25 protein-coding genes are annotated in these 24,104 nt (G+C 60.6%); 14 read left to right on the forward strand and 11 right to left on the reverse strand.

Translation table 11 applies throughout. The annotated features are described in order from the left end of the window. Window positions 1–89 precede the first annotated feature (89 nt). The 13 genes from ACFQND_RS14050 (at window position 90) to ACFQND_RS14110 (ending at window position 10,475) form a co-directional block, all read left to right on the forward strand. Window positions 90–458: a flagellar protein FlaG gene (locus tag ACFQND_RS14050; protein WP_371437519.1), complete on the forward strand. Its 369-nt coding sequence runs from the start codon at window positions 90–92 to the stop codon at window positions 456–458. A 78-nt stretch (window positions 459–536) separates the two neighbouring features. Then, window positions 537–1,985, forward strand: a complete 1,449-nt coding sequence (fliD, locus tag ACFQND_RS14055; protein ID WP_371437518.1) for a flagellar filament capping protein FliD — start codon at window positions 537–539, stop codon at window positions 1,983–1,985. 11 nt (window positions 1,986–1,996) lie between these two features. Then, window positions 1,997–2,440, forward strand: coding sequence for a flagellar export chaperone FliS (fliS, locus tag ACFQND_RS14060; protein ID WP_371437538.1), 444 nt, complete (start codon window positions 1,997–1,999; stop codon window positions 2,438–2,440). A gap of 1 nt (window position 2,441) precedes the next feature. After that, on the forward strand, window positions 2,442–2,768 hold the full coding sequence (locus ACFQND_RS14065) for a flagellar protein FliT (protein ID WP_371437517.1): 327 nt from the start codon (window positions 2,442–2,444) through the stop codon (window positions 2,766–2,768). 15 nt (window positions 2,769–2,783) lie between these two features. Next, a complete protein-coding gene (fliK, locus tag ACFQND_RS14070; protein WP_371437516.1) occupies window positions 2,784–4,112 on the forward strand; it encodes a flagellar hook-length control protein FliK in 1,329 nt (442 codons plus the stop codon). Continuing rightward, window positions 4,102–4,428: an EscU/YscU/HrcU family type III secretion system export apparatus switch protein gene (locus tag ACFQND_RS14075; RefSeq protein WP_371437515.1), complete on the forward strand. Its 327-nt coding sequence runs from the start codon at window positions 4,102–4,104 to the stop codon at window positions 4,426–4,428. Before fliK ends, ACFQND_RS14075 begins: the two co-directional genes overlap by 11 nt. A 246-nt stretch (window positions 4,429–4,674) precedes the next feature. Next, a complete protein-coding gene (flhD, locus tag ACFQND_RS14080; RefSeq protein ID WP_371437514.1) occupies window positions 4,675–4,992 on the forward strand; it encodes a flagellar transcriptional regulator FlhD in 318 nt (105 codons plus the stop codon). Between the two features lie 57 nt (window positions 4,993–5,049). Continuing rightward, complete coding sequence (gene flhC / locus ACFQND_RS14085) at window positions 5,050–5,667, forward strand: flagellar transcriptional regulator FlhC (RefSeq protein WP_371437513.1); 618 nt, start codon at window positions 5,050–5,052, stop codon at window positions 5,665–5,667. 58 nt (window positions 5,668–5,725) lie between these two features. Next, window positions 5,726–6,589 (forward strand): flagellar motor stator protein MotA, encoded by an 864-nt coding sequence (motA, locus tag ACFQND_RS14090; protein WP_371437512.1) that lies wholly within the window; start codon window positions 5,726–5,728, stop codon window positions 6,587–6,589. Window positions 6,590–6,609: 20 nt separating this feature from the next. After that, a complete protein-coding gene (gene motB, locus ACFQND_RS14095) occupies window positions 6,610–7,548 on the forward strand; it encodes a flagellar motor protein MotB (RefSeq protein WP_371437511.1) in 939 nt (312 codons plus the stop codon). Beyond that, entirely contained in the window at window positions 7,548–7,928 is a 381-nt protein-coding gene (locus ACFQND_RS14100) for a response regulator (RefSeq protein ID WP_371437510.1), read from the forward strand. The genes motB and ACFQND_RS14100 overlap by 1 nt, the downstream gene beginning before the upstream one ends. Before the next feature lie 116 nt (window positions 7,929–8,044). After that, a complete protein-coding gene (gene cheA / locus ACFQND_RS14105) occupies window positions 8,045–10,087 on the forward strand; it encodes a chemotaxis protein CheA (RefSeq protein ID WP_371437509.1) in 2,043 nt (680 codons plus the stop codon). Window positions 10,088–10,172: 85 nt separating this feature from the next. Beyond that, on the forward strand, window positions 10,173–10,475 hold the full coding sequence (locus tag ACFQND_RS14110) for a DUF1840 domain-containing protein (RefSeq protein ID WP_377413929.1): 303 nt from the start codon (window positions 10,173–10,175) through the stop codon (window positions 10,473–10,475). Window positions 10,476–10,552: 77 nt separating this feature from the next. On the opposite strand, the gene ACFQND_RS14115 is transcribed toward ACFQND_RS14110, so the two are convergent. The 9 genes from ACFQND_RS14115 to ACFQND_RS14155 form a co-directional block, all read right to left on the reverse strand. After that, window positions 10,553–11,539 carry a Bug family tripartite tricarboxylate transporter substrate binding protein gene (locus tag ACFQND_RS14115; RefSeq protein ID WP_377413956.1) on the reverse strand — a complete coding sequence of 329 codons (987 nt, stop codon included), beginning with the start codon at window positions 11,537–11,539 and terminating at the stop codon, window positions 10,553–10,555. Window positions 11,540–11,709: 170 nt separating this feature from the next. Next, window positions 11,710–12,696: a tripartite tricarboxylate transporter substrate-binding protein gene (locus tag ACFQND_RS14120; RefSeq protein ID WP_377413932.1), complete on the reverse strand. Its 987-nt coding sequence runs from the start codon at window positions 12,694–12,696 to the stop codon at window positions 11,710–11,712. Window positions 12,697–12,805: 109 nt separating this feature from the next. After that, window positions 12,806–14,068 (reverse strand): phenylacetate--CoA ligase family protein, encoded by a 1,263-nt coding sequence (locus ACFQND_RS14125; RefSeq protein WP_377413935.1) that lies wholly within the window; start codon window positions 14,066–14,068, stop codon window positions 12,806–12,808. 147 nt (window positions 14,069–14,215) lie between these two features. Continuing rightward, the gene (locus tag ACFQND_RS14130; RefSeq protein ID WP_377413938.1) at window positions 14,216–15,025 is read right to left on the reverse strand and encodes an ABC transporter ATP-binding protein; all 810 of its coding nucleotides are present in this window, start codon (window positions 15,023–15,025) and stop codon (window positions 14,216–14,218) included. Window positions 15,026–15,137: 112 nt separating this feature from the next. Next, a complete protein-coding gene (locus ACFQND_RS14135) occupies window positions 15,138–16,469 on the reverse strand; it encodes an ABC transporter substrate-binding protein (RefSeq protein ID WP_377413941.1) in 1,332 nt (443 codons plus the stop codon). A 138-nt stretch (window positions 16,470–16,607) separates the two neighbouring features. Continuing rightward, a complete protein-coding gene (locus ACFQND_RS14140; protein ID WP_371437503.1) occupies window positions 16,608–17,684 on the reverse strand; it encodes a branched-chain amino acid ABC transporter permease in 1,077 nt (358 codons plus the stop codon). 131 nt (window positions 17,685–17,815) lie between these two features. Next, entirely contained in the window at window positions 17,816–18,745 is a 930-nt protein-coding gene (locus ACFQND_RS14145; protein WP_371437502.1) for a branched-chain amino acid ABC transporter permease, read from the reverse strand. 17 nt (window positions 18,746–18,762) lie between these two features. After that, entirely contained in the window at window positions 18,763–19,545 is a 783-nt protein-coding gene (locus tag ACFQND_RS14150) for an ABC transporter ATP-binding protein (protein WP_371437501.1), read from the reverse strand. Beyond that, window positions 19,542–21,488: an AMP-dependent synthetase/ligase gene (locus tag ACFQND_RS14155; RefSeq protein WP_371437500.1), complete on the reverse strand. Its 1,947-nt coding sequence runs from the start codon at window positions 21,486–21,488 to the stop codon at window positions 19,542–19,544. The genes ACFQND_RS14150 and ACFQND_RS14155 overlap by 4 nt, the downstream gene beginning before the upstream one ends. 246 nt (window positions 21,489–21,734) lie before the next feature. On the opposite strand from ACFQND_RS14155, the gene ACFQND_RS14160 reads away from it, so the two are divergent. Next, on the forward strand, window positions 21,735–22,466 hold the full coding sequence (locus ACFQND_RS14160; RefSeq protein WP_371437499.1) for a Crp/Fnr family transcriptional regulator: 732 nt from the start codon (window positions 21,735–21,737) through the stop codon (window positions 22,464–22,466). 51 nt (window positions 22,467–22,517) lie between these two features. Here ACFQND_RS14160 and ACFQND_RS14165 read toward each other — a convergent pair whose 3' ends face one another. Then, the gene (locus ACFQND_RS14165) at window positions 22,518–23,144 is read right to left on the reverse strand and encodes a pyridoxamine 5'-phosphate oxidase family protein (RefSeq protein WP_371437498.1); all 627 of its coding nucleotides are present in this window, start codon (window positions 23,142–23,144) and stop codon (window positions 22,518–22,520) included. Window positions 23,145–23,154: 10 nt separating this feature from the next. Beyond that, complete coding sequence (locus ACFQND_RS14170; RefSeq protein WP_371437536.1) at window positions 23,155–24,084, reverse strand: LysR substrate-binding domain-containing protein; 930 nt, start codon at window positions 24,082–24,084, stop codon at window positions 23,155–23,157. Window positions 24,085–24,104: the final 20 nt, after the last annotated feature.

Raw genomic sequence — 24,104 nt, forward strand, 5'->3', positions numbered from 1 at the left:
TGCACTGTCCACTGGTATTCAGGCCTGGCTGTTTGACGCCGCGCAGAGAGGCCAGTGGACAGTGAAGAATTCTGGAGATAAGAAAAATGATGGATAGCGCAATTTCGGCGGTGGCCCGAGGCTCAGCTTCGACGGTGGCAGGGCCTTCAGCCAACAACGGGGCACCGCAAAAGGCGGATGGGGTGAGTGGCTTGAACGGCGTGGCTGGTTTGAGCGCCACCGACGCCGTGCAGGACGCCACACCGGTGCAAACCGAAAGTGCCTTGCGTGAAGTCAATGCCTCGCTCAAGGCGATTGGCCTGGAGTTTGAGGTGGACGAAGACACCGACAAGATGGTCGTCAAGGTGATTGACAAGGAAACGGGCGAGACGATTCGCCAGATGCCTTCCGAGGAAGTCATCCGCATCGCCAAGGTGCTGGGCAAGATGCAAGGCATGCTGGTGCGCGAAACCGCCTGAGCAGGATTTTATTTTTAGCTTGTGTCATTCGGGCGTACCACCAAGGGGCGCCATGACACGTTACTACCGGGAGTTGGCATGGCATCAATTAGCAGTCTGGGCGTTGGCTCCAAACTTGACTTGAGCGGGTTGCTCAAGGATCTTGAGAACACGGAGCGGCAGCCGCTGCTGGCCCTGAAAGCCCAAGCTGCCAGCTATACCACCAAACTGTCAGCCTACGGAAAACTGCAGGATTCCCTGGCCGCCCTGAAGACTGCCTCAAGCAAGCTGGGCAGCCTGGACCTGTTCCAGGGCGCGAAGGCATCGTCGAGTTTCGCCACGGTTCTGACTGCCAGTGCCACGGCCAGCGCAGTCGCAGGAAACTACGCCATCAAGGTGAGCCAGCTGGCGCAGGCGCAATCGCTGGCGACGGCAGGCGTGGTCGATGCCAAGGCGGCGATCGGTACGGGTGCAGCCACGATCACCATTGACTTTGGAACCTTCACTCCCGCTGATGTGGGCCTGGGTACACCCGCGTCTTTTGCCGTGGATGCCGGCCACAAGCCAGCCGTTGTTGCGATTGATGCAAACAACAATACCCTGGAGGGCATTCGTGATGCGGTGAATGCCGCCAAGGCCGGCGTCACCGCAAGTATCGTGAATGACGGCAGTGGTGCACCGAATCGCCTGGTGCTGACGTCCGACGCAACCGGGGAAACCTCGAGCATGAAGATCTCGGTGTCGGGCAGTAATACGGACCTGGGTACTTTGCTGAACCATGATCCCGTGGCAGGAGTGGGCCTCAAGGAAACCGCGGCGGCCCAAAATGCCAAGCTCACAGTAAATGGCCTGGAGATATCCAGTGCCACGAATACCGTTTCGGAGTCCTTGCAGGGCGTGACGCTCAATCTGGTCAAGGCCGGTGAAAGTACGCTGACGGTGGCACGCGATACAGCCAGTATTTCGTCGGCGGTCAATGCCCTTGTCACGGCCTACAACGGCTTGCTGAGTACCGGGAAAGCGCTGACGGCTTACGATCCGGATACCAAAACCGGTTCCCCGTTGACGGGGGACTCCACCTTGCGCCTGCTCCAGGTCCGCATACGCGAGGCCCTGATTTCCCCGCAGGTTTCCGGCAGTTCTTCCGACCTCACCGTGCTGTCGGATATTGGCGTGTCGTTTCAGAAAGATGGCACCCTGTCCCTGGATTCCGTCAAGCTGGAAAAGGCGCTCAGCACCAACCTGGAGGGGGTGGGCAAGTTACTTGCTGGCACAGCCACCGACAAGGCTGGCTACGGCAAGCAATTGACAGCCCTGACTGACAGCTTGACAGGCAAGGGCGGCTCCTTGCTTGTGGCCACCGAAGGGGTGACGGACGCCATCAAGAAGCTCGATAAACAGTACGACGCCATGGATACGCGGATCAACTCCACGGTGGACCGGTATCGCGCCCAGTTCACCCAGCTGGACGTGCTGATGGCCAAAATGAACAACACGACCGCTTACCTGACCGCTCAGTTTGACGCCATGAACGGAAGTAAAAAATAAGCATGGAACCCATGTACAGCCCCCAGAGTTTTAACAGTGGCGCCGGTGCCTACGCAAGGGTGGGCCTTGAAATCGGCGCCATGAGTGCATCTCCACACCAGCTCATCGTGATGTTGTTCGACGGCGCCAAGGCGGCCATGAGCATGGCCCGGCACTATATGGCCAGCGGCGACACGGTTGCCAAGGGTAATGCCATTTCCAAGGCCATCAACATTGTGGATAACGGCCTGAAGGCGAGTCTTGATGCGACCACGACCGGCAAGGATGGCGAAGAACTGGTGACCAATCTGTCGGCGCTGTATGACTACATCAACCAGCGACTGATGTATGCCAACCTTCGCAATGACCCGGCCATGCTGGAAGAAGCCAGCAAGCTGCTGGAAAGTGTCAGCTCGGCCTGGCGTGAAATAGGCGCTGGCGCGGCTGTGCCCGAATCGCTGTCGGTGAGGCAATAACATGGGTTCACAAAGCGAAGTAATTCATTGCTACGAGCAACTGATTCCGCTGGCGGCGCGCATGCATGAGTTGGCGCGTGCGCGCGAGTGGGGTGCGCTGCCGGGGCTAGAGACGCAGTGCAGTGTCATCATTGAGCGGCTGAAAGTCATAGAGCAGTTTGAGGGGCTCGATGACGATCAGCGCCTGCACAAATACCGGTTGCTCAGCCGCCTGAAGGCGGATCGTGACGCGATTGTGGCCATCGTCAGTCCGCAGGTTGCCCAACTGGGCGCCATTCTTGAGAGCCTGCAGCGCAGCCGTGGCCTGCAGCAGATCTACGGCCAGTAGGAATGGGATGCAGCCATGAATGTTGTTGCGCCATTGCTTGTTGACAGGCTGCAAGGGCTCAAGCTGTCGGCAGACATCGCGGGGCCAGGGATTGTTCCGGGGACTGCGACGGTCTCCAATGATGTGCGCCTGCCTTCGCGTGAGGCGATGCAGCAACTGTTGGGGGCTGATCTGGGGCGTACAGAGCCCGGGCATGCGCAGCAGGCTTCGCGTTTTGGTGAGGCCACCACACTGAGCGTGGCCGCGCGCGCGATCAGTGCCATTCTCGGCGCGACGCCTGACAGGGTCGCCGGCGTACGCGGCGCAGCGCCAGTCTGGCCCGCACCCGCTGCACCCCTGCCGGTGCAACTTGCTGGTGCTTTGGCGCGTGTTGTGGCGACCAGCGGCTTGTTTTATGAGTCGCACCTGCAGCAGCTTGCTACAGGGACGCGGCCCCTGGCGCTGCTGGCGCAGGAGCCTCAAGCCAGGCTTGGCGCGCTGGCCAGAAGCCGCCCCGAGTTATTCACGCCCATGCAAGGCAATGACGCGATGTGGTTGAGCCCGGGTGCGAAAGGCGCCGCGACGACAGCGGAGGTGATTGCCGCATTGACGGGCGCAGGCGCTGGTACGGTGGCTGGTGAGCCTGTCATGACTGCGCCCGGTGTGGGCGCCCAAACGCAGGCTGCCGCCAACCCGCAAGCAGCGGGCAAGGACGCGCCGGATGCGCAAAAAGCCGTGCCGGACGACGGGCCGCGCCCAGGTGCTGCCGGCCGGGTGGATGCCGCCTATGGAGCCCGGCGTGTTGTGGATGTCCCTGCTCCCCCGGCGCTGCTTGCGGGTAAGGAAGTGCACCCAGACGGGTTTGAGGATGCGTCCGGGCGCTTGCAAAAAGACTCGGCGCCGACTTTGGGTCCGGCGCGCAGCGGCGAGCACAGTGCTGCCACCATCCACCCCGACGCGGTGCCCCTGGTACGCCAGCAACTGGATGTGCTTGCCATGCCGGCGTTTCGCTGGGGTGGCGAGGCCTGGCCTGGCACGCCCATGGAGTGGGAGATCCGTGAAGAGCCAAAAGATACGCAGGCCGGGACGCAAACTGATGCGGCCCAGCGGACATGGAGTACGCGCCTGGCCATTACCTTGCCGACCCTCAAGGACGTCGAAGTGCGTCTGAGCCTTTCCGGCTCTTCACTGCAGGTGAATTTGGGCGCCCGTGAAGTTGCCACCGTGGCTTTGCTTGGCGCGGGGCGTGATGAGCTGCCCCGACGTTTTGCCGATCTGGGCCTGCAGCTCACCGGGCTGCAGCTTGAAACCTTGCCTGTAGCGGCTGCGCCACAGCCGTCGCCTGAGGATGCTGATGCCAGCTAATGCCGTGGACGATGGCTTGAGGGCACAGGGGCGGCCTGACAGGCCCAGTGCCATCGCGCTCTCCTATGCGGATAAAAACAAGGCGCCTATCGTGGTGGCCAAGGGTTACGGTGCCGCAGCGGACGCCATCGTCCAGTGTGCCCGCGACAACGGCCTCTATGTGCATGCCTCGCCGGACCTGGTCAAGCTGCTCATGCATGTGGACCTGGACGAACAAATCCCGCCCGAGTTGTATCTTGCCGTTGCGGGTGTGCTGGCATGGTTGTACCAGCTGGAGAACGGTTCCAGTGCAGTTCCTGGCGGAGTGCGCGGCTAGATGAATTCAATCAAAAGGTCAATATAAATTCCTTTGTCACATTTGTTTAATCTAACAAAATTGATGTTTAATTGAAACAAAATTGATAAAGATGTTTATTATTTGTGTAATTTGATGAAAATATGTTAAAAATCACCACTTGGGGATTATGGTATTCCGTATTACCGGGTCTTCAAGGGCGGTGGGGTTTTATGCAATTTGCCCGTATCCGCCAAGTGCAAATTGTCAAAGAACTAGGAGTACAGAGTGGTTGAGACTGGTAACACCAACGAAATTGGTGATTTGAATTTGGCCTACCTGCTGTTGGCGCAGCGTTTGGTGCGGGAAGATCTTGCGACGGCCATGTTCCGTCTGGGATTGAGCAGGGAGCTGGCCGACCTGCTGGGTAACCTGTCGCTGTCGCAGATCGTGAAGCTGGCTGCGTCCAGTTTGCTGCTGTGCCGGTTCAGGTTTGATGATCATCCCGTCCTGTCGGCATTGACGACTGATGGAAAAAACCTCGCATTGCAGCAGGCGCATGCCGCCATTCTTCTGTCTGGCCAGCAAATCGAGGTAGCCCGGTGATGTGCCGTGTTGCACGTGCCGGAGGCGATCGGCGTCCTTTCTGCGGTTCGGGGCATCATGGCAACTAAAAGTGTCATTCATGAGGCGCGGGAAATCCATCTCGCGATAGACCTGATCAAGCTGGGGGCGCGCCTGCAATTCCTGGAGGCGGAAACCAGCCTGAGCCGGGATCGCCTGATCAAGCTGTACAAGGAAATAAAAGGCACTTCACCGCCCAAGGGCCTGTTGCCATTTTCCACAGACTGGTTCATGACCTGGCTCGCCAACATCCATTCGTCGATGTTTTACAACATCTACCGGTTCATGGTGACCCACGGGGGCTGCACCAGGATTGCCGCCGTCATCAAGAGTTATCGGCTGTACCTGGAGCAGGTGGCGCAACAGGGCGGAGAGCCTGTGCTCGACTTCACGCGGGCATGGACGCTGGTCCGGTTTTTCGACAGCGACATGCTGCAGCTGAGCACCTGCACCCGTTGCACGGGCCTGTTTGTTGCACATGCGCATGACCCTCAGCGCAATTACGTGTGTGTGTTGTGCCGGCCGCCATCGCGCGCAGGCAAGACGCGCAAGATTAACCATGATGTGGTTGAGTCCCCGCGTGTTGTTGGCGTGCAAAGGCCGGTGCCTTCGCCGTCGCAATGGCTTGCAGACGTGATGAATGGGGCTCGCGCCTGATGTATCGCGGCCTGGTCCGGAGTTTTGGTTCCTCAAGGTTTTTCAGCGGGAGTGCGTGGTGCTTGTAATTGTTGGCTATCTGTTGGTGTTGGCGTCCGTGTTTGGCGGATATGCGCTGATGGGGGGGCATTTCGGCGCGCTGTTTCAGCCCCTTGAATTGCTGATGATCGGCGGTGCTGCCGTGGGCGCGTTTGTTGCGGGCAACGATGGCAAGACCATCCGGGCCACCGTGAAGGTGTTGCCGCAACTACTGCGCAGCTCAAGAAAGCACGACAAGGCGCTCTACATGGAGCTTCTTGCCCTGCTGTACGTGCTGTTGGCAAAAGGCCGCAAGGACGGCATGCTGGCGCTTGAGTCGGATATTGACGACCCTCAGGCCAGCGCCCTGTTTGCGCCCTATCCGGAAATCCTGGGGAATGCGCGCGTCATGGAGTTTTTGACGGACTACCTGCGCCTGGTGATCAGCGGCAATACAGATCCCTTTGAGATCGAGCAGTTGATGGACCATGAGCTCGAAACCTACAAACACGAAGCCGAAGTACCGGCGCACAGCCTGACCCGCGTCGGCGATGCGTTGCCGGCGCTGGGTATTGTCGCGGCCGTGCTTGGCGTGGTGCATGCGCTGGCTTCTGCAGACCTGCCGCCCTCGGTGATGGGCGAGCTGATTGCCCATGCGATGGTGGGCACTTTTCTGGGCATCCTGCTGGCCTATGGTTTTGTTTCACCGCTGGCCTCGCTGATTGAGCACAAGGTGGCGGAGTCCCTGAAGGTCTACCAGTGCATCAAGGTGACACTGATGGCCAGCCTGAACGGCTACGCACCGCAGCTGGCTGTGGAGTTCGGCCGGAAAATCCTGTACTCGACGGAGCGCCCCTCATTCCTTGAACTGGACGGGCACGTTCGCGATGTGAAGAGCCGTTAAGGCGCAGTGACTGAATCTTTATGAGCGACGCTGCACCCCGGATCATCATCAAGCGGCCAGTCAAGGCTGCGGCCCACCATGGCGGGGGCTGGAAAATCGCCTATGCGGACTTCATGACGGCCATGATGGCCTTTTTCCTGGTCATGTGGCTGCTGGCCATCTCGACGCCCAAACAGCTGTCGGGCATCGCCGAGCACTTCAAAATGCCTTTGCGGGTGGCGATCAGCGGAGGGGAAAAAAGCAGCCTGAGTAGCAGCATGATTCCCGGTGGCGGTGCCGACGTGATGGAGGTCAAGGGGGAAGTCAGGCAGTCCGACAGTGAACGTGATGCGGACGATCTCAGGCGCCTGGACGGCCTGAAAAAGCAGCTGGACGAAATGATCGAGGCCAGTCCGGTGCTCAAGCAGTTCCGGCCACAACTGCTGATAGACATCACTCCGGAAGGCTTGCGCATCCAGATTGTCGACAGCAACAACCGGCCGATGTTTGACCGCTCCAGCGCCGTCGTGATTTCCTATATGCGCAGCATTTTGCGGGAGATCGGACCTGTCCTGAACCAGCAACCCAACAAGATCACCCTGTCTGGCCATACCGATGCGACGCAGTACTCGCAGGGCGACAAATCCTACAGCAATTGGGAGCTGTCGGCCGACCGTGCTAATGCCTCGCGGCGTGAACTGATTGCCGGGGGCATGGAGGACGGGCGGGTGCTGCGTGTCATGGGTGTTGCCTCCAGCATGCATTTGAACCAGGACGACCCTTTTGCGCCGGTTAACAGGCGCATCAGCATTGTGGTGCTCAACCACCGCGCGCAAGCGGAAATCGAACGAGCCAATGCGGCCAACCCCGCGGGTGCCGCTAACGCCGGCACCAAACCCGCGGCGCCTGTAGCTGAGTCTGGGACCAAGGCGCAATCTGCGACAAACCTGTCCGTCACCCAGCCTGAACGCCGGATCTGATGAAAAAGAAAACAATTTTGGTGGTCGACGATTCGGCCGTTATGCGCCAGCTGATCTCTGAAATGCTGGGAACCGGCGGCTACCAGGTATTGCTGGCCGGGGACGGGGAGAGTGCGCTGGCGCAGGTGCGCAAGGGCGAGGTGGACCTTGTCCTGACCGACTGGACCATGAGTCCCATGGATGGCGGCGAACTGACGCGCCAGCTGCGCCAACTGCCGGCTGACGAACCTGTTCCCATCCTGGTATTGAGCACTGTCAACGGTGATGCGAGCAAGGCCGAGGCCAGAAAGGCCGGCGCCAACGGCTGGCTTTGCAAGCCGATCGATACGGAAACACTGCTGGCAGTGGTCGGTAGCCTGATGCGCGTGGTGGACCCTTGAGCGTTTGATGGGCACCTGCATTCGATTCACGACACCATGCCGGCCGCATGGTGCGCCGCCTTGTCTGTCCGGGTTCCCGGGCGGCAGGCCGGCTCCCTAATAAAGAAGAGCACGAGATGGACATTACCCAGTTTTACCAGGCATTTTTTGAAGAGGCCGATGAGTTGTTGGCCGAAATGGAGCAACTGTTGCTGGGCCTGGATCCGCAGGCGCCGGACAGCGAACACCTCAATGCCATCTTTCGTGTCGCGCATTCGATCAAGGGCGGCGCGGCCACCTTTGGTTTTGTGGCGCTGACCGATACCACCCATCTGGCCGAGAACCTGCTGGACCGGGCGCGCCATGGTGAGTTGCAGCTGACCACCAAAATGATTGACGCTTTTCTGGAGACCAAAGACGTGTTGCAAAAACAATTGAGCGCCTATCGTGATGGCGGTGAACCCGAGCCGGAAATGGTTGCGCGCATCTGCGCGATATTGCGGCAGCTGGCGCTGGAAAGCGGTGGAACCGATCCGGCCCTGACGGCTGCGCCAGTGCCTGTCCCGGCCGCTGCGCCTGTAGCGGCCCCTGTTCCTGTCGCGGCTCCGGCCACTCCGGCAGCGGGTGGTGCGCTAAAGGTGCATTTTTCAAAGGTTTCCGAGAATGACCGCAAGCTGCTCAGCGAAGAGTTGGGAAACCTGGGCAGCGTGGTGGCAGAAACCCAGACCGACAGCAGCCTGACCATCTGGCTGGAAACGGCCTGTGATGCGGATGACCTGATTGCTGTGTGCTGCTTTATCGTTGAAGCCGACCAGATCGAGATCAGCGCCCATCCGGCGGCCCCGCTCGTGACTGCAAAGGAAGACGTTGAGGTGCCCGCTCCTCAAGTGACGCCGGTTGTGCCTGTGGCGGCGGTTCCTGACATGCCCGCCACGGCTACCGCCGCCGCAGCGACTGCTGCCGTGGTTGCTGCGGCCAACGGCAAGGAGTCCAGCTCCATCCGTGTGGATGTTGAAAAGGTGGACCAGATCATCAACCTGGTCGGAGAGCTGGTGATTACCCAGTCGATGCTGACGCAAACCGCATCCACACTGGACCCGGTGCTGCATGAGCGCCTGCTCAGCGGCATGGGGCACCTGGAGCGCAATGCACGCGACCTGCAGGAGTCGGTGATGTCCATCCGGATGATGCCCATGGATTATGTTTTCAGCCGCTTCCCGCGCCTGATACGCGACCTGTCCGCCAAGCTGGGCAAACAGATCCAGCTGGTCACTGTCGGCAAGGAAACAGAGCTCGATAAGGGGCTGATCGAACGCATCATCGACCCGATCACCCACCTGGTGCGCAACAGCCTTGACCACGGCATTGAAGGGCCTGAACAGCGCGCCATGGCTGGCAAGGATCCGGTCGGCCGCTTGACGCTTTCCGCCCAGCACCAGGGCGGCAGCATCGTGATCGAGGTCAAGGATGACGGCGGCGGCCTGGTGCGGGAAAAAATCATCGCCAAGGCGCTCCAGCAGGGTATGGCGATCAGCGAAACCATTTCCGATGAAGAAGTCTGGCAGCTGATTTTTGCCCCGGGCTTTTCCACGGCCGAGACCGTGACCGACGTCTCGGGCCGGGGCGTGGGCATGGACGTGGTCAAGCGCAATATCCATGAAATGGGCGGGCATGTGGAAATCGCCTCCACACAAGGCCGGGGCACGACGATCCGCATCGTGTTGCCGCTGACGCTGGCCATCCTCAACGGCATGTCGGTCAAGGTCGGCAACGAGGTCTATATCCTGCCCCTGAATTACGTCATTGAGTCCCTGCAGCCGCTCGCCAAGGATGTGCATTCGATCACCAGCGATGAGCATGTCATGCATGTGCGTGGCGAGTACCTGGCGCTGATCGAGTTGCACAAGCTGTTTGACGTCTCGGGTGCGGTGCTCAATCCGATGCAGGGCATTGCGGTGATTGTGCAGGCTGATGGCGGCCGGTTCGCGCTGCTGGTTGACCAACTGGTCGGCCAGCACCAGGTGGTGGTCAAGAACCTGGAAACCAACTACCGCAAGGTACCGGGCATTTCCGCCGCGACCATCCTGGGCGATGGCAACGTCGCCCTGATTATTGACGTGGTTGCGGTACAGCGGACCAATCGCGAGAAAGCCGGCCAGCTGGCTGCCGCACCGGCGTGATCGCCGCCATGAGGTGAAACAGGCCTACACACAGGGACCGAAAAGCTGCCCATAATGAAGGACTGTTTAACCATCGGAGCGCTCGATGCTGTACAAATTCAAATCAAAAAATGCCGGCGACGTGATCATGCTGGAGTCCAACGGCCGCAAGGTGCTGGAAATCATCGGCAAGGATGCCGGGCCGAAAGGCATCATCCTGCCCGAGCAGATGCCAGCAGCTATTGCGGCGCTTCAGGCGGCCATCGCATTGGAGGAGTCCAAGGACGAAAACCATGACGATGCCCACGTTCCGGGTGATGGCCTGGGTTTGCGCCAGCGCGCCATGCCTTTCATCGACATGCTGCAGCGCAACTACCAGTCGGGCGACGACGTGGTCTGGGGCGTATAGGACTGGTGGTTGACGTGAAGGAACAAAAAAGCCCTGTTACCAGGGCTTTTTGCTTGGTGCGCCACAAACCTGCCGGGTCAGTCGACCTTGGCGCCGGAGGCTTTCACCACCTGGGCCCACTTGCGGTGTTCGGCATTGATGAAGTCGGTGAACTGCTGTGGCGTGTCTCCGCCGGGGATGGCGCCCTGTGCCAGCAGTTTTTCCTTGATGGCCGGCGTTCCCAGGGATTTTGTGACCTCCTGCTGGACCCTGTTGACGATATCCGGCGGTGTGCCCGCAGGCGCCAGCAGGCCAAACCAGGAGCTGGCCTCAAATCCCTTGAGCGCCGGGCCGCCGGCCTGTTCAACCGTTGGGACATCGGGCAGGGCGGCTGAACGCTGCGAGCTTGTCACGGCCAGCGCCTTGAGTTTTCCGGACTTGATGAGTTGCATGGAGGACGGCAGGTTGTCGAACATCACATCCATGTCTCCACCCACCATGGCCAGCAGCGCGGGGCCGGAGCCGGTGTACGGGAAGTGTGTCATGTAAGTGCCGCTCATGGTCTTGAACAGCTCGCCCGCCAGGTGGATGGATGTTCCGTTGCCACTGGACGCCATGTTGAGCTTGCCGGGATTGGCTTTGGCAATTCGTATGAAGTCAGCCACATTGTTGATGCCCGCGGCTTTTGCCTTTTCGGTGTTGACGATCATCACGTTGGGCACGCCGGCGACTAGCGTGATGGGGGCAAAGTCCTTTTGCGGGTCATACGCCATCTTGCGGTAAAGCGCCTTGTTGATGCCGTGCGTGCCCACGGTTCCCATCAGCAGGGTGTAGCCGTCGGGAGCCGATTTGGCGACGACGTCAGCGCCGATGTTGCCACCGGCGCCTGCCCGGTTCTCCACTACAAACGGCTGGCCAAAGGCTTTGGAGAGTTCGGGCGCCATGGCGCGGGCCAGGATGTCGGTGGTGCCGCCGGGCGCAAAAGGCACCACGATCTTCACCGGCCGGGTCGGCCACGTGCTCTGTGCTGTTGCGGAGTTTGCTATTAAAATAATAGCTAGCAGCGCGCAATTGGCGAGGGCCAGAAGGCGATTTGATTGTAAAAATGGCTTCAATGGGGTCTCCGGTGCGGTCTGGGCAGTGCTGGCAGGAAAAGATACCGTGTCGCGGGCGCTGCTTCAAGTGGGTAAATCCCGGGCATGAAAAAAGCCGCCTGGCTGGTTGGCACAGGCGGCTTGTGGTGGGGGCCCAGAGCTTAGTCGGCGTATTTGCCGGCAGCGTCGATGACGGGTTTGAGTTTGTTGATTTCAGCGGCGACAAAGGCCTTGTGGGCTGCTGGCTCGACACGGTTGTCGGTCACCACCACGGCGCCCAGGCCCTCTTCCTTCTTGATGAAGTCAGGGTCCTTCAGCGCAATCTTGAGGGCTGCATTGAGCTGGGCCATCACGGCAGGAGGCGTGCCTTTGGGGGCATACAGGCCGTGCCAGATCGTCAGGTTAAAGCCCTTGAGGCCCATTTCCTGCAGGGTGGGGTAGTCCTTGAGCAGTTTGTTGCCTGACAGGGGCCTGGACGTGGTGACGGCGTAGGCCTTGACGCGACCGGCTTCAATCTGCCCGGTGGTGTTGGTGGTCTGGTCGCACATCATGTCCACCTGGCCGCCAACCAGCGCATTCATGGCCGGCGCCGTGCCGCCAAACGGAATGGTGGTCATGGCTTCCTTGGCATTGATGGCCGCCTGCCACATCAGGCCGCACAGGTGCGAGGCTGAACCCAGGCCGGCATGCGCGATGTTGAGCTTGCCGGAGTTGGTGCGAATGTAGTTTTCCAGGTCACGGTAATTGTTGGCAGCCAACTGGGGCTTGCCAATAATGGTCATGGGCACTTCGTTGATCATGCCCAGGAACTCGAAATCATCGAGAGGCTTGTAAGGCAGCTTGCGATACAGGCCGGGCGCGGCCGCCATGCCGATATGGTGCAGCAACAGGGTGTGGCCGTCAGGATTCGCCTTGGCAACCTTCGCCGCGCCAATCGTGCCGCCGGCACCGTTGACGTTCTCCACCACGAAGTTGGCTCCGCCACCCATGGACTTGCGCATGGCTTCTGCCAGGTCGCGTGCAACGCGGTCGGTCGGGCCGCCTGCTGCAAAGGGAACCACAAAGGTAATCGGCTTGGGACCAGGGAAGGTTTGTGCATTGGCAAAAAAGGCTGTCGCAGCAGCTGCCAGAATGAGCAGGCGTTTCATGTTTCGTCTCCTGTGTAAAAAACAGGTAAAGCTTACGGTACAGCGGTAGCTTGTGTATCGCGGGAACTACGTAAGGGCAATCCCCTTTATTCGCGTGTTTGGCGAAGGGTTATTGGTAACTGCGGGCGTCCTCAATCACCTTGCCGTCGTTCGGCAGGCTGCCCGGCGCGACCAGTTCCACCGTCCCGCGCAGCTTGGTGACATCACGGATGGCCTCACCTATGCGCTGGTCCAGTCCCGCCTGCGTCGAGCTCGATTCGACCCGGAAGACCATGCTGTCGTTGGCCATTTCTCCGCTGACTACCAGCCTGGCCTTGAGCACTTCGGGAAATCGTCTGGCTATGGCCGCCACCTGGCCCGGGTGCACAAACATGCCCCTGACCTTGATGGTCTGGTCTGCCCGGCCCATCCAGCCCTTGATGCGTGTGTTGGTGCGGCCGGTTGGGCAGCTTCCCGGCAACACGGCAGACAGGTCGCCTGTGCCAAAACGGATAAGCGGGTAGTCGGGGTTCAAGGTGGTCACCACCAGTTCACCCACTTCGCCTTCGGCTACAGGGTCGCCGGTGCCGGGACGCACAATTTCCATAATCACGCCCTCATCCAGCACCAGCCCCTCGCGGGCTTCGGTCTCATAGGCGATGAGGCCCAGATCAGCCGAGGCATAACACTGGTAGCCGGTGATACCGCGTGCGGCAAGCCAGTCGCGCAGGCTGGGCGGAAAAGCCTCGCCGGACACCAGCGCCCGGGTAACGGTGGGCAGTGCCACCTTCATCTCGGCGGCTTTCTCGACGATGATTTTCAGGAAGCTGGGCGTGCCGATGTAGCCCGCAGGCTGGAGTTCGGCCATGGCCTGCACCTGCTGCTCTGTTTGCCCTGTGCCACCGGGAAATACCGTGCAGCCCAGTGCATGTGCGCCGGTTTCCATCATGGAGCCGGCGGGTACGAAGTGGTAGCTGAAACTGTTGTGGATCAGCTGGCCTGGGCGAAAACCTGCGGCGTACATGGCTCTTGCCATGCGCCAGTAGTCCTTGCGTGTGCCTTCGGGTTCATAGATGGTGCCGGGGCTGGCAAACACATGAGGCATGTGGGCGCCAAAACGCAGCGCGCTGAAGCCGCCGAAAACATCCTCCCCGCCGCCGGCCTGGCGTGCCGCCTGCTGGCGTTCCAGCAACTCGTATTTGCGCGTGACGGGCAGGTTTGCCAGCGCCTTGCGTGAGGTGATGGCCGCGGCGTCTATCCCATCAAGAATGGCGGCAAAGGCCGGCGCATGTTTTTGTGCATGGGCAAGCTGTTGCGGCAGCGCAGCCATCAGCGCGGCTTCGCGTTGTTCGGGACTGCGTGATTCGAGCGTGTCGTAGTGCGTTGTTGTCATCTCATTCTTTTCAGATGGCCGAGTGCAGTGCGGTAAGTAGCTGGCTGTCAGTTCAAGCAGGGGCCGCGGAACTGGCTCTGCCAGGCCGCAGGCGCAGCGGCCCCCTCGGGGGGCAGGAAGCTACACGAAGTGAGCGACCGTGGGGGCTCATGCCAGCCAGCGTTTACGCCGCTTGTAGCTCTTCACGTCCTTGAAGCTCTTGCGCTCGCCGCCGCCCACGCCAAGGTAAAACTCCTTCACATCCTCGTTGCTGGCCAGATCGGCGGCTGCGCCGTCCATCACAACACGGCCGCTTTCCATGATGTAGCCGTAGTCGGAATATTTCAGCGCCATGTTGGTGTTTTGCTCGGCCAGCAAAAAGGTGACCTTTTCTTTCTGGTTCAAGTCCTGCACGATGTTAAAGACCTCTTCCACGATCTGCGGTGCCAGGCCCATGGAGGGCTCATCCAGCAAGACCATGCTGGGGCTGGCCATCAGTGCGCGGCCGATTGCGCACATCTGCTGCTCGCCTCCCGAGGTGTAGGCCGCCTGTGAGGTGCGGCGTGTCTTCAGGCGCGGGAAGTAGGCGTAGACCTTTTCCAGGTTGGCGGCAACTTCGGCTTTGCTTTTGCGGGTGTAGGCCCCCGTGAGCAGGTTTTCTTCTATCGTCAGGTGGGCAAAGCAGTGCCGGCCCTCCATGACCTGCACCACGCCGCGTTGCACAAGATCGGCAGGTGAGAGGTTTTCAATGCGTTCCCCGCGCAACTCGATGGAGCCCTTGGTGACTGCGCCGCGCTCACCTTGTAGCAGGTTGGAGATGGCGCGCAGCGTCGTGGTCTTGCCTGCACCGTTGCCGCCCAGGATGGCCACGATTTTTCCCTGCGGCACCTGCAGTGAAACGCCCTTGAGCACGAGGATCACATGGTTGTAGATGACCTCTATGCCGTTGACGCTGAGAACAATTTTTTGTGTGTCCATAATCTTTCCTGACCAAATGGAAGGCTTGCATGCAAGCCTTCCATTTGGCGGCTCGTGAGAGCCGCGCTCCTCCTGCCCGGCAGGAGGATTTCAAGGCAAGGGCAACGCGGACCTAGCTTTGGCAGTCGGCCGCAGTACGGCGCGTCATCTTCTTGTCAGCCAGGTACTTGTCGGCTCCGGCCTTGATCATGGGTTTGAGAATCTGCTCATCGGCCTGGATGAAGTCGGAGCTGAAGTTCCATTTGCTGCCGTCCCATGTCTGCACACGCGCAGAGGTGGAGCCCATGTGGTCGGCGCATGAGGTGGACAGCGGCTGCATCACGCCGGAGAATCCCAGCGCATCCAGTCGCTTCTGGTCCAGCGCAAGGTTTTCCATGCCCCAGCGAACCTGTTCGCCGGTCATGACCTTGCCCTTGCCAAAACGCTCCTGCGCGCGGCGTACCGCCTCGTTGGACAGCATCTGGATGATCACGCCGCGGGTGTAGAGCACGGAGCCGACTTCATCCTTTGGCCCTGTACCCTGGCCTTTGGCATGCACGTACTTCAGGATGTCCTGAATGACCTTGGGTTGCTGGCCGGATGTGTTCAGCGTCAGTGCGTTGTAGCCCTTGGCGCCTTCGCCGACGTCCTTCACATCAGGCTCCGCACCGGCCCACCACACGCCGTACATCTTGTCGCGGGGGTAGCCCGTGGCTTGCGCTTCCTTGAGGGCGGTGGAGTTCATCACACCCCAGCCCCACAGCAGCACATAGTCCGGCCTGCTCTGGCGTACTTGCAGCCAGGCTGATTTCTGCTCAACGCCAGGGGCGGTTACCGGAATCAGCTGCAAGTCGAATCCCTGCATCTTCGCGCGCTCCTGCAGCAGGGGAATGGGTTCTTTGCCAAACGGTGAGTCGTGGTAGACCAGCGCAATCTTCTTTCCCTTGAGCTTGTCCAGGCCACCTTCCTTTTTGCCAATGTGCTGGATCAGGATGTCGGCGGCGGTCCAGTAGCTGCCCATCAGCGGGAAGTTCCATTTGAAGGCCTGGCCATCCTGCGCAACCGACAAGCCGTAGCCCAGTGTGATCAGGGGGACTTTGTCGGCCGCTACTTTCTCGGTCAGCGCAAACGTGATGCCTGTGGCCTGAGGGTCGAAAATCGCGACGCCGGGGCGGCTCTTGAGGCGTTCATAGCATTCCACGCCACGGTCGGTGGCATAACCGGTCTCGCATTCCTCGTAGGTCAGCTTGACACCGTTGATGCCGCCGTCGCGGGCATTGACCATCTTGAGGTAGTCCTGCTTGCCATTGGCCCATGGCACGCCGTTGGGTGCATAGGGGCCCGTGCGATAGGACAGCAGCGGGAAGAACTGCTCCTTGGCCTGGGCAAATGCGTTGGTCGTCACCATGGACGAGGCGCCAGCGGCAACTGCCGCCACTGCCAGAATCAAATTACGTATCTTCATGGTTGTCTCCTGAAAATTAAAAATCGAACACTTGGAAAAACGCCAGACGGACACTTGAGTAAACGAACAAACCCCCTAAAGCACATTGGTATTTGCGAGCATTTCCGGGTGAAGCTAAATCCCGAATCACACGAAACCTTAATGGGGAAAGGGCCATAAGCGCAGTTTTTGCTTGGCCACCGCCCACAGCTTGGCCAGGCCATGCGGTTCCACAATCAAAAACCAGACAATCAGGCCACCAAAAATCATGAGCTCTGCATGCGACACGCCGGCAGTGCCCATTTCATAACCAAACAGGCGCGTCAGGGCCGGCAGGGCCTGGCTCAGCACAATCGGCAGGATGGTGATGAAGGCGGCTCCGAGGAAGCCGCCCAGGATGGAGCCCAGGCCGCCGATGATCACCATGAACAACAGGCGGAAGGAAAACTCCACCGAGAATGCCGCCGGCTCCCAGGAGCCCAGGTGTACAAAGCCCCACAGTGCTCCGGCCACGCCAATGATGAAGGAACTGACTGCAAAGGCGCTGAGCTTGGCGTACATGGGGCGTATGCCTATGACGGCGGCGGCGACGTCCATGTCGCGTATGGCCATCCATTCCCGGCCGATCGCCCCACGTACCAGGTTTTTGGCCAGCAGCGCAATCACCACCAGGATGGACAGGCACAGCCAGTACTTGCTTTGTGCGCTGTCAATTGGCAGGCCAAACACCTGCAGGTCCGCGACCGATACCGAGCCGGAAGGCGAGTCATTGGTAAACCACTTGATGCGCAGGAACATCCAGTCACTGAAGAATTGTGCTGCCAGCGTGGCGACAGCCAGGTACAGGCCCTTGACGCGCAGGCTGGGCAGGCCGAACAAAATGCCGAAGAAGGTCGCGCACAGCCCGCCCAGTATCAGCGCCGGGATCAGCGGCATGTTGGGCACACGCACAAAAAAGTTATAGGCCCCGTAGGCCCCCACGGCCATGAAGGCGCCCGAACCCAGCGAGATCTGGCCGCAGTAGCCGACCAGGATGTTGACACCCAGCGCAGCCAGCGAAATGATCAAAAACGGAATCAGGATGGCGCGAAAAAGGTAGTCGCTGGCCAGCAAGGGCACAGCGGCAAATGCAAAGACCAGGAACAGGCCAACGACGATGCGGTCCTGCAGGATTGGGAAGATCTGCTGGTCTGCCCGGTAGGTGGTTTTGAATTGGCCGTTTTCTCTGTAAAGCATAGGAGTGCGCGCTTAACGATGTGCGATGTAAAAAGGAGGGAACGGACGCAGCGCCGGGCCGCCCCAAGCAAGGCCCGCCCCCTCGGGGGGCAGTGCATTACACGAAGTGGAAAACGTGGGGGTTGTCATGTTCAGACGCGGTCAATGATCTTTTCGCCGAACAGGCCTTGTGGCCTGAACAGCAGGAAACCCAGCGCCAGCACATACGCAAACCAGATTTCAATGCCGCCGCCGACAAAGGGGCCCAGGTAGACTTCGGAAAGTTTTTCACCCACGCCAATAATCAGCCCGCCAATAATCGCGCCCGGCACTGAAGTCAGGCCGCCTAGGATCACGACCGGCAGGGCGCGCAAGGCCACGGTGGCGAGCGAGAATTGCACCCCGAGCTTGCTGCCCCAGATCATGCCGGCCACCAGAGCCACCACACCCGCCACACACCAGACGATGACCCAGATGCGGTTAAGCGGGATGCCGATGGACTGCGCGGCCTGGTGGTCATCTGCCACGGCGCGCAGGGCCCGCCCGGTGGCCGTCTTCTGGAAAAATACGCTGAGTGCAGCCACCAGCACCGCGGCGATCAGCGCGGCATAAAGGTCTTCTTTATTGATCAGCACGCCGCCCTGGAAGGCCGACTCCAGCACAAAGATAGGCTCCTTGGGCATGCCGATGTCGATCTTGTAGATGCTGCTGCCGAACAATGTCTGGCCCAGGCCTTCGAGAAAGTAGGCAATGCCCAGCGTGGCCATCAGCAGGGTCGCGCCCTCCTGGTTGACCAGGTGGCGCAGCACCAGGAACTCGATCAGCCAGGCCACCACGAACATGATGGCGCCGGCGATCACAAAGGCGGCGACATTGGCCAGCAGCAGGCTGCTGATGCCGGTCCATTGTGGAATCCATTCCGAAAAGCGAGCCATCGCCAGCGCCGCAAACAACACCATCGCACCCTGCGCGAAATTGAAGACGCCGGAGGCCTTGAAGATCAGCACAAAGCCCAGCGCGACCAGCGAATACAGCATGCCGGCCATCAGGCCGCCAAGGAGTGTCTCTAAGAAAAAAGCCATCTTGTTAGTCCTGCCGCTTAATGACTGGTGCCTAAGTAGGCTTTGATCACGTCTTCGTTGTTGCGTACTTCGTCGGGCGTGCCGTCGCCGATTTTTTTGCCGTAGTCCAGCACCACCACGCGATCGGAGATGTCCATCACCACGCCCATGTCGTGTTCGATCAGCACCACCGTGGTCCCAAATTCGTCATTGACGTCCAGGACAAAACGGCACATGTCCTGCTTTTCCTCGACATTCATGCCGGCCATGGGTTCGTCAAGCAGCAGCACCTGCGGCTCCATGGCCAGCGCGCGGCCCAGGTCCACGCGCTTTTGCAGGCCGTAGGGCAACTGGCCCACGGGGGTCTTGCGGTAGGCCTGGATTTCAAGGAAGTCGATGATCTTCTCCACCGCTTCGCGGTGTTTGATTTCTTCTTTTTCGGCCGGGCCTATGCGCAGCGCCTGCAGCAGCAGGTTGCTCTTGATCTTGAGGTTGCGGCCCGACATGATGTTGTCGAGCACGCTCATGCCCTTGAACAGCGCCAGGTTCTGGAAGGTCCGGGCCACACCCATGACGGCCACCTGGTGGCTGTTCATGTGCTTGAAGGTCTGGCCGCGGAAGGTGATGGAGCCCTGTTGGGGGGAGTAGACGCCGTTGATGCAGTTGAGCATGGAGCTTTTGCCGGCACCGTTGGGGCCGATGATGGCGCGTATCTCATGCTCCCTGACGTTGAAGGAAATGTCCGACAGTGCCTTGACACCGCCGAAGCTCAAACTGATGTTGTTGATGTCGAGGATGACATCGCCTATTTTTTTGCTCATGCTGCTGCCTTTACCGGCGCAAAAGTCTGGCTGTCGCCGATCTTAAGCGTAGCGCTCACGCTGCCGCTGCGGCCGTCTTCAAACTTCACCACGGTTTCAATAAACTGTTCGGCCTTGCCGCCGTACAGTGCGTCGACCAGCGGAAGGTATTTGTCCGCGATGAATCCGCGTCGGACCTTGTTGGTGCGTGTCAGTTCGCCGTCGTCGGCATCAAGCTCCTTGTGCAGCACCAGGAAACGGCTGACCTGAGAGCCGGCCAGCAAGGTGTCTGCGCTCAGGTCGGCATTGACTTTTTCGACGCACTCCTTGATGAGCTGGTAGACCTCCGGTTTTTGCGCCAGGTCGGTGTAGCCCGCATAGGGCAGGTTGCGCCTTTCGGCCCAGTTGCCGACCGCATCAAAGTCGATGTTGATAAAGACGCAGACCTTTTCCCGGCCATCGCCATAGGCCACGACTTCCTTGATGTAAGGGAAAAACTTGAGTTTGTTTTCCACGTACTTGGGTGCAAACATGGCGCCGTCGTTGGCGCCGCCTCTGATGCGGCCCACGTCTTTCACGCGGTCAATGATCTTCAGGTGGCCGCTGGCATCCAGGAAGCCGGCATCGCTGGTGTGGTACCAGCCGTCGGCGGTCAGCACTTCGGCGGTGGCTGCCGGGTTTTTGTAATATTCCTTGAGCAGGCCGGCCGATTTGACGAGGATCTCGCCGTTGTCGGCCACCTTGATCTGCACGCCCTGGATGGGCACGCCGACGGTATCGGCACGTGCCTCGTTGTCCGGCTGCAGGCAGACAAACACGGCGGTTTCGGTGGAGCCGTAAAGCTGCTTCATGTTGATGCCGATAGAGCGGTAAAACGTGAACAGGTCCGGGCCTATGGCCTCTCCGGCGGTATAGGCTACGCGTACGCGCGAGAAGCCCAGGGTGTTGCGCAGCGGGCCATACACCATGAGATTGCCCAGGCCGTAAAGCAGTGCCTGCAGTGCGCCCACCGGCTTGCCATCCATGCGATCGGGGCCAACACGTTTGGCGACAGCCATGAAGAAGTCGAACATGCCGCGCTTGATGCGACCGGCGTCTTCCATACGGATCATGACGGTGGTCAGCAGGCCTTCAAAGATGCGTGGCGGTGCAAAGTAGTAGGTCGGGCCCACTTCCTTGAGGTCAATCGTGACCGTGCTCGCGCTCTCCGGGCAGTTCACCACATAACCGCAGGCCAGCCATTGCGCGTAGCTGAAGATGTTTTGCCCTATCCATGCCGGCGGCAAATACGCCAGCACTTCTTCTTGTGATGTGAGCTTGTCAAAGTCGGCGCCGGCGCGCGCGCGGTCCAGCAGGGTGTTGTGCGTGTGCACCACGCCTTTGGGGTTGCCGGTAGTGCCCGAAGTGAAGAACATCGCTGCCACATCGTCGGGGCCGGCCTTCTCGACTTCAGCCCTGAACCAGCCGGGCTGGCTGAGGGCAAAGGCCTTGCCGGCCGCTATCAACTGGTCCAGCGAAACCAGCCCGGGTTCGTTGTAATTGCGCAGGCCGCGCGGGTCGTCAAACACGATGTTTGAAAGGTCCGGACAACGGTCACGTATCTCCAGCAGCTTGTCGACCTGCTCCTGGTCTTCCACCATCGCAAAACGGACGTCTGCATTGGTGATGGGGAACACGCATTCGGCGGCTACCGCGTCCTGGTAAAGGGGGATCGGTATGGCGCCCAGTGATTGCGCTGCCAACATGGTGGCATACAGGCGCGGGCGGTTGCTGCCGACCACCACCATGTGCTCGCCACGCTGCAGGCCGGCGTGGTGCATGCCGCAGGCAATGTGTTCTACCAGGGCGGCCATGCCTGCCCAGCTGTGCGCCTGCCAGATGCCGTATTCCTTCTCGCGCATGGCGGGCGCGTCGGGGCGCTCGGCAGCGTGTTTGAGCAGCAGTCGGGGAAACGTGGTCTGCATTCGGTTCTTGTCTCCGTTTTTAGGCAGCGCCCGGTTAAGGACATGCTGCTGGTATGGAACGGATAGTAGGACTGCATTTGACGTCATGGTGTCATTACGACGACAATTTCCGGGTAAGTCCTACTGGGGTGTGCCCGGGGATGGCGACTTTTATCGGATAAGGCGTCCATCGGGGGTGGGCATGGCAAAGCCGCCTGGACCCCAATACCTTCCCATATCCGTGTTTTCCCTGTCTGGATGCAAAACATGCCCATTGACCTGACCCTTCACCAGCGCCGCAGGCCGCCCACGGCGGATGAGCTGCAGGCGATACCCTGGCTGCGCCTGTTGCAGCCGGGCGAGCGTGCCCGCGCCGTGGCGGAGCTGCAGGTGGGGGATGCTGCGGCCGGTGACTATGTCTGCCGTCTTGGCAAACCGGTGACCTACTGGTTTGGTGTGGTGCAGGGCCTGCTCAAGATGAGCAGCGACAACGCGCAGGGCATGACCATGACATTCACTGGTGTGCCGCCTGGTGGCTGGTTTGGCGAAGGCACGGCGCTCAAGCGCGAACCTTACCGCTACAACATCCAGGCATTGCGTAAAAGCGTGGTGGCCGGCCTGCCGGTCGATACCTTTCACTGGCTGCTGGACCACTCCATCGGCTTTAACCGTTTTGTGATGAATCAGCTCAATGAACGCCTGGGCCAGTTCATTGCCGCACGCGAGATTGACCGCATGAACAATCCTGATGCGCGTGTGGCCCGCAGCCTGGCGGCCTTGTTCAATCCGGTGCTGTACCCGGGCGTGGGCGAGGTGTTGCGCATCACGCAGCAGGAGATGGCCTATCTTGTCGGCCTGTCGCGCCAGCGCGTCAACGAGGCACTGGCCGCCCTGGAGGCGCAGGGCACCATACGGGTGGAATACGGCGGCCTGCGCGTGCTGGATCTGGACGCGCTACGATCCAGCGTGTTTGCGGTCAAGGGCGAGGACCGGACCTAAGCCGGCCGGTGTTAGATGCGATTGAATTGGGGGTGATGGCCGCTCGCAGTTTCAGTACAGCGTGGATTTCTGGCGTGCAGGCAATTCGCGGTCGTATTGCTCGCCGTCAATGGCCGCCGCCGTCAGCGCCTGCAGCATGGCTCCTGGCGTGGGCACGTCCGGCCGGCCTGGTGGCGTGGCCTGCCAGAGCCTTGAGCGCTGTATGGCGCGCGCGCACTGGAAGAACACCGATTCGACATGAATCACGATGACGCAATGCGGCGGCTTTCCTTCCATTGAGAAGCGTTGCAGGATATCGGGCCCGGTCGTGATGCGGGCCCGGCCGTTGACGCGGAGAGTCTCGCCGACACCGGGAATCAGGAGCAGCAGCGCCACGCGCGGGTCGACCAGCAGGTTACGCAGGCTGTCGATGCGGTTGTTGCCGCGCCGCTCCGGCAACAGCAGCGTCCTGTCGTCCTGGATCGCCACAAAACCCGGCGGGTCTCCGCGCGGCGAGGCGTCCAGCCCGCCGGGCCCCACGGTGGCGAGCACGGCGAACGGCGAGGCCTGAATCAGCGCCTGATAGGCCGGGTGCAGGTAGTCGACCTCTTTTTGGAGAGACGGTGCGGCAACGGCGCCGAACAGCGCCTCCAGTTGCGTCAGGCTGGTGATGGCGTGGGGATCGGCTGGTGCGTTCATGGGCATGACTTTATCGCCTTGATGTCCCGAGGGTGGGTGCGGGTGCCTCGGCCGGGGCCGGCGCGCACAGCGCTTCCACCAGCCGGATCGCCGGCGTCGACAGCTGGTCAAACCGGCGCGCGCAGACCAGCAACTGCCGGTCTGCCCACGGGTCCGCCAGTTTGAGAATGCGCAGCTTGCCCGTGCCCGCATGGCTTTCGGCCTCGATCGCCGGCACCACGGCCACGCCGACACCGGCCTCCACCATACGGCAGACCGCCTCAAAGCTGCGCAGCCGTATGCGTGTGCGCATGCGAAGCCCCAGGCGTTCGGCCTGCAGTGTCAGGTGTTGATGCATGGCGCTGTCTTCATCCAGCCCGACAAAATCATGGGCCAGCGCCTGCGCAAACGCGATCTGGCGCTGCCTGCCAAATCCGCTGCTGGCCGGGACCACCAGCACCAACCGGTCGCGCCGGAAGGCTTTGGACTCGAGGCTGGAAACGTCGGTCGAATCGGCCACGATGCCGAGGTCGGCGATCTGGGTCAGCAACTGAGACACGATCACATGGCTGGGGCGCTCTTCCAGCTCGACGTCTATGGCCGGGTGGGTGTTGAGGAAATCCGCGAGCGCCTGCGGCAGGTAGCCAGTGATGGCGGCGGTGTTGGACAGCAGGCGGACCCTGCCCGCCAGTCCACCGGCATAGTCGTCGATCTCGCCGTGCATGCGTTCGATCTGCTGCAGCACCAGCCGCGCATGGTGGGCCACGGCCAGGCCGGCCTTGGTGGGCTTGATACCCGCGCGCAGACGCTCCAGCAAGGGCACGCCCAGCGCGTCTTCCATGCCGCGTATGCGCGCACTGGCCGAGGCGAGTGCCAGGTGCGAGCGCTTGCTGCCGGCCGTGATGCTGCCCATGTCGATGACGTGCAGGAAAAGCCGGAGGTCGATAAGGTCAAAACGGATGCTGGCGGGCATGGTGGTGC

Origin of the sequence: Polaromonas aquatica (assembly GCF_042659145.1) — a bacterium.
GTDB lineage: Bacteria > Pseudomonadota > Gammaproteobacteria > Burkholderiales > Burkholderiaceae_C > Polaromonas > Polaromonas aquatica.

Coding starts and splice junctions, on each gene's coding strand:
- ACFQND_RS14050 (WP_371437519.1), top strand. CDS start 90: ATGGATAGCGCAATTTCGGCGGTGGCCCGAGGCTCAGCTTCGACGGTG.
- ACFQND_RS14135 (WP_377413941.1), bottom strand. CDS start 16,469: ATGAAGATACGTAATTTGATTCTGGCAGTGGCGGCAGTTGCCGCTGGC.
- ACFQND_RS14130 (WP_377413938.1), bottom strand. CDS start 15,025: ATGGACACACAAAAAATTGTTCTCAGCGTCAACGGCATAGAGGTCATC.
- ACFQND_RS14065 (WP_371437517.1), top strand. CDS start 2,442: ATGGGTTCACAAAGCGAAGTAATTCATTGCTACGAGCAACTGATTCCG.
- motB (WP_371437511.1), top strand. CDS start 6,610: ATGAGCGACGCTGCACCCCGGATCATCATCAAGCGGCCAGTCAAGGCT.
- ACFQND_RS14075 (WP_371437515.1), top strand. CDS start 4,102: ATGCCAGCTAATGCCGTGGACGATGGCTTGAGGGCACAGGGGCGGCCT.
- ACFQND_RS14150 (WP_371437501.1), bottom strand. CDS start 19,545: ATGAGCAAAAAAATAGGCGATGTCATCCTCGACATCAACAACATCAGT.
- ACFQND_RS14140 (WP_371437503.1), bottom strand. CDS start 17,684: ATGCTTTACAGAGAAAACGGCCAATTCAAAACCACCTACCGGGCAGAC.
- ACFQND_RS14155 (WP_371437500.1), bottom strand. CDS start 21,488: ATGCAGACCACGTTTCCCCGACTGCTGCTCAAACACGCTGCCGAGCGC.
- flhC (WP_371437513.1), top strand. CDS start 5,050: ATGGCAACTAAAAGTGTCATTCATGAGGCGCGGGAAATCCATCTCGCG.
- ACFQND_RS14100 (WP_371437510.1), top strand. CDS start 7,548: ATGAAAAAGAAAACAATTTTGGTGGTCGACGATTCGGCCGTTATGCGC.
- ACFQND_RS14120 (WP_377413932.1), bottom strand. CDS start 12,696: ATGAAACGCCTGCTCATTCTGGCAGCTGCTGCGACAGCCTTTTTTGCC.
- ACFQND_RS14125 (WP_377413935.1), bottom strand. CDS start 14,068: ATGACAACAACGCACTACGACACGCTCGAATCACGCAGTCCCGAACAA.
- fliS (WP_371437538.1), top strand. CDS start 1,997: ATGTACAGCCCCCAGAGTTTTAACAGTGGCGCCGGTGCCTACGCAAGG.
- ACFQND_RS14165 (WP_371437498.1), bottom strand. CDS start 23,144: ATGAACGCACCAGCCGATCCCCACGCCATCACCAGCCTGACGCAACTG.
- fliD (WP_371437518.1), top strand. CDS start 537: ATGGCATCAATTAGCAGTCTGGGCGTTGGCTCCAAACTTGACTTGAGC.
- fliK (WP_371437516.1), top strand. CDS start 2,784: ATGAATGTTGTTGCGCCATTGCTTGTTGACAGGCTGCAAGGGCTCAAG.
- ACFQND_RS14145 (WP_371437502.1), bottom strand. CDS start 18,745: ATGGCTTTTTTCTTAGAGACACTCCTTGGCGGCCTGATGGCCGGCATG.
- cheA (WP_371437509.1), top strand. CDS start 8,045: ATGGACATTACCCAGTTTTACCAGGCATTTTTTGAAGAGGCCGATGAG.
- ACFQND_RS14110 (WP_377413929.1), top strand. CDS start 10,173: ATGCTGTACAAATTCAAATCAAAAAATGCCGGCGACGTGATCATGCTG.
- ACFQND_RS14160 (WP_371437499.1), top strand. CDS start 21,735: ATGCCCATTGACCTGACCCTTCACCAGCGCCGCAGGCCGCCCACGGCG.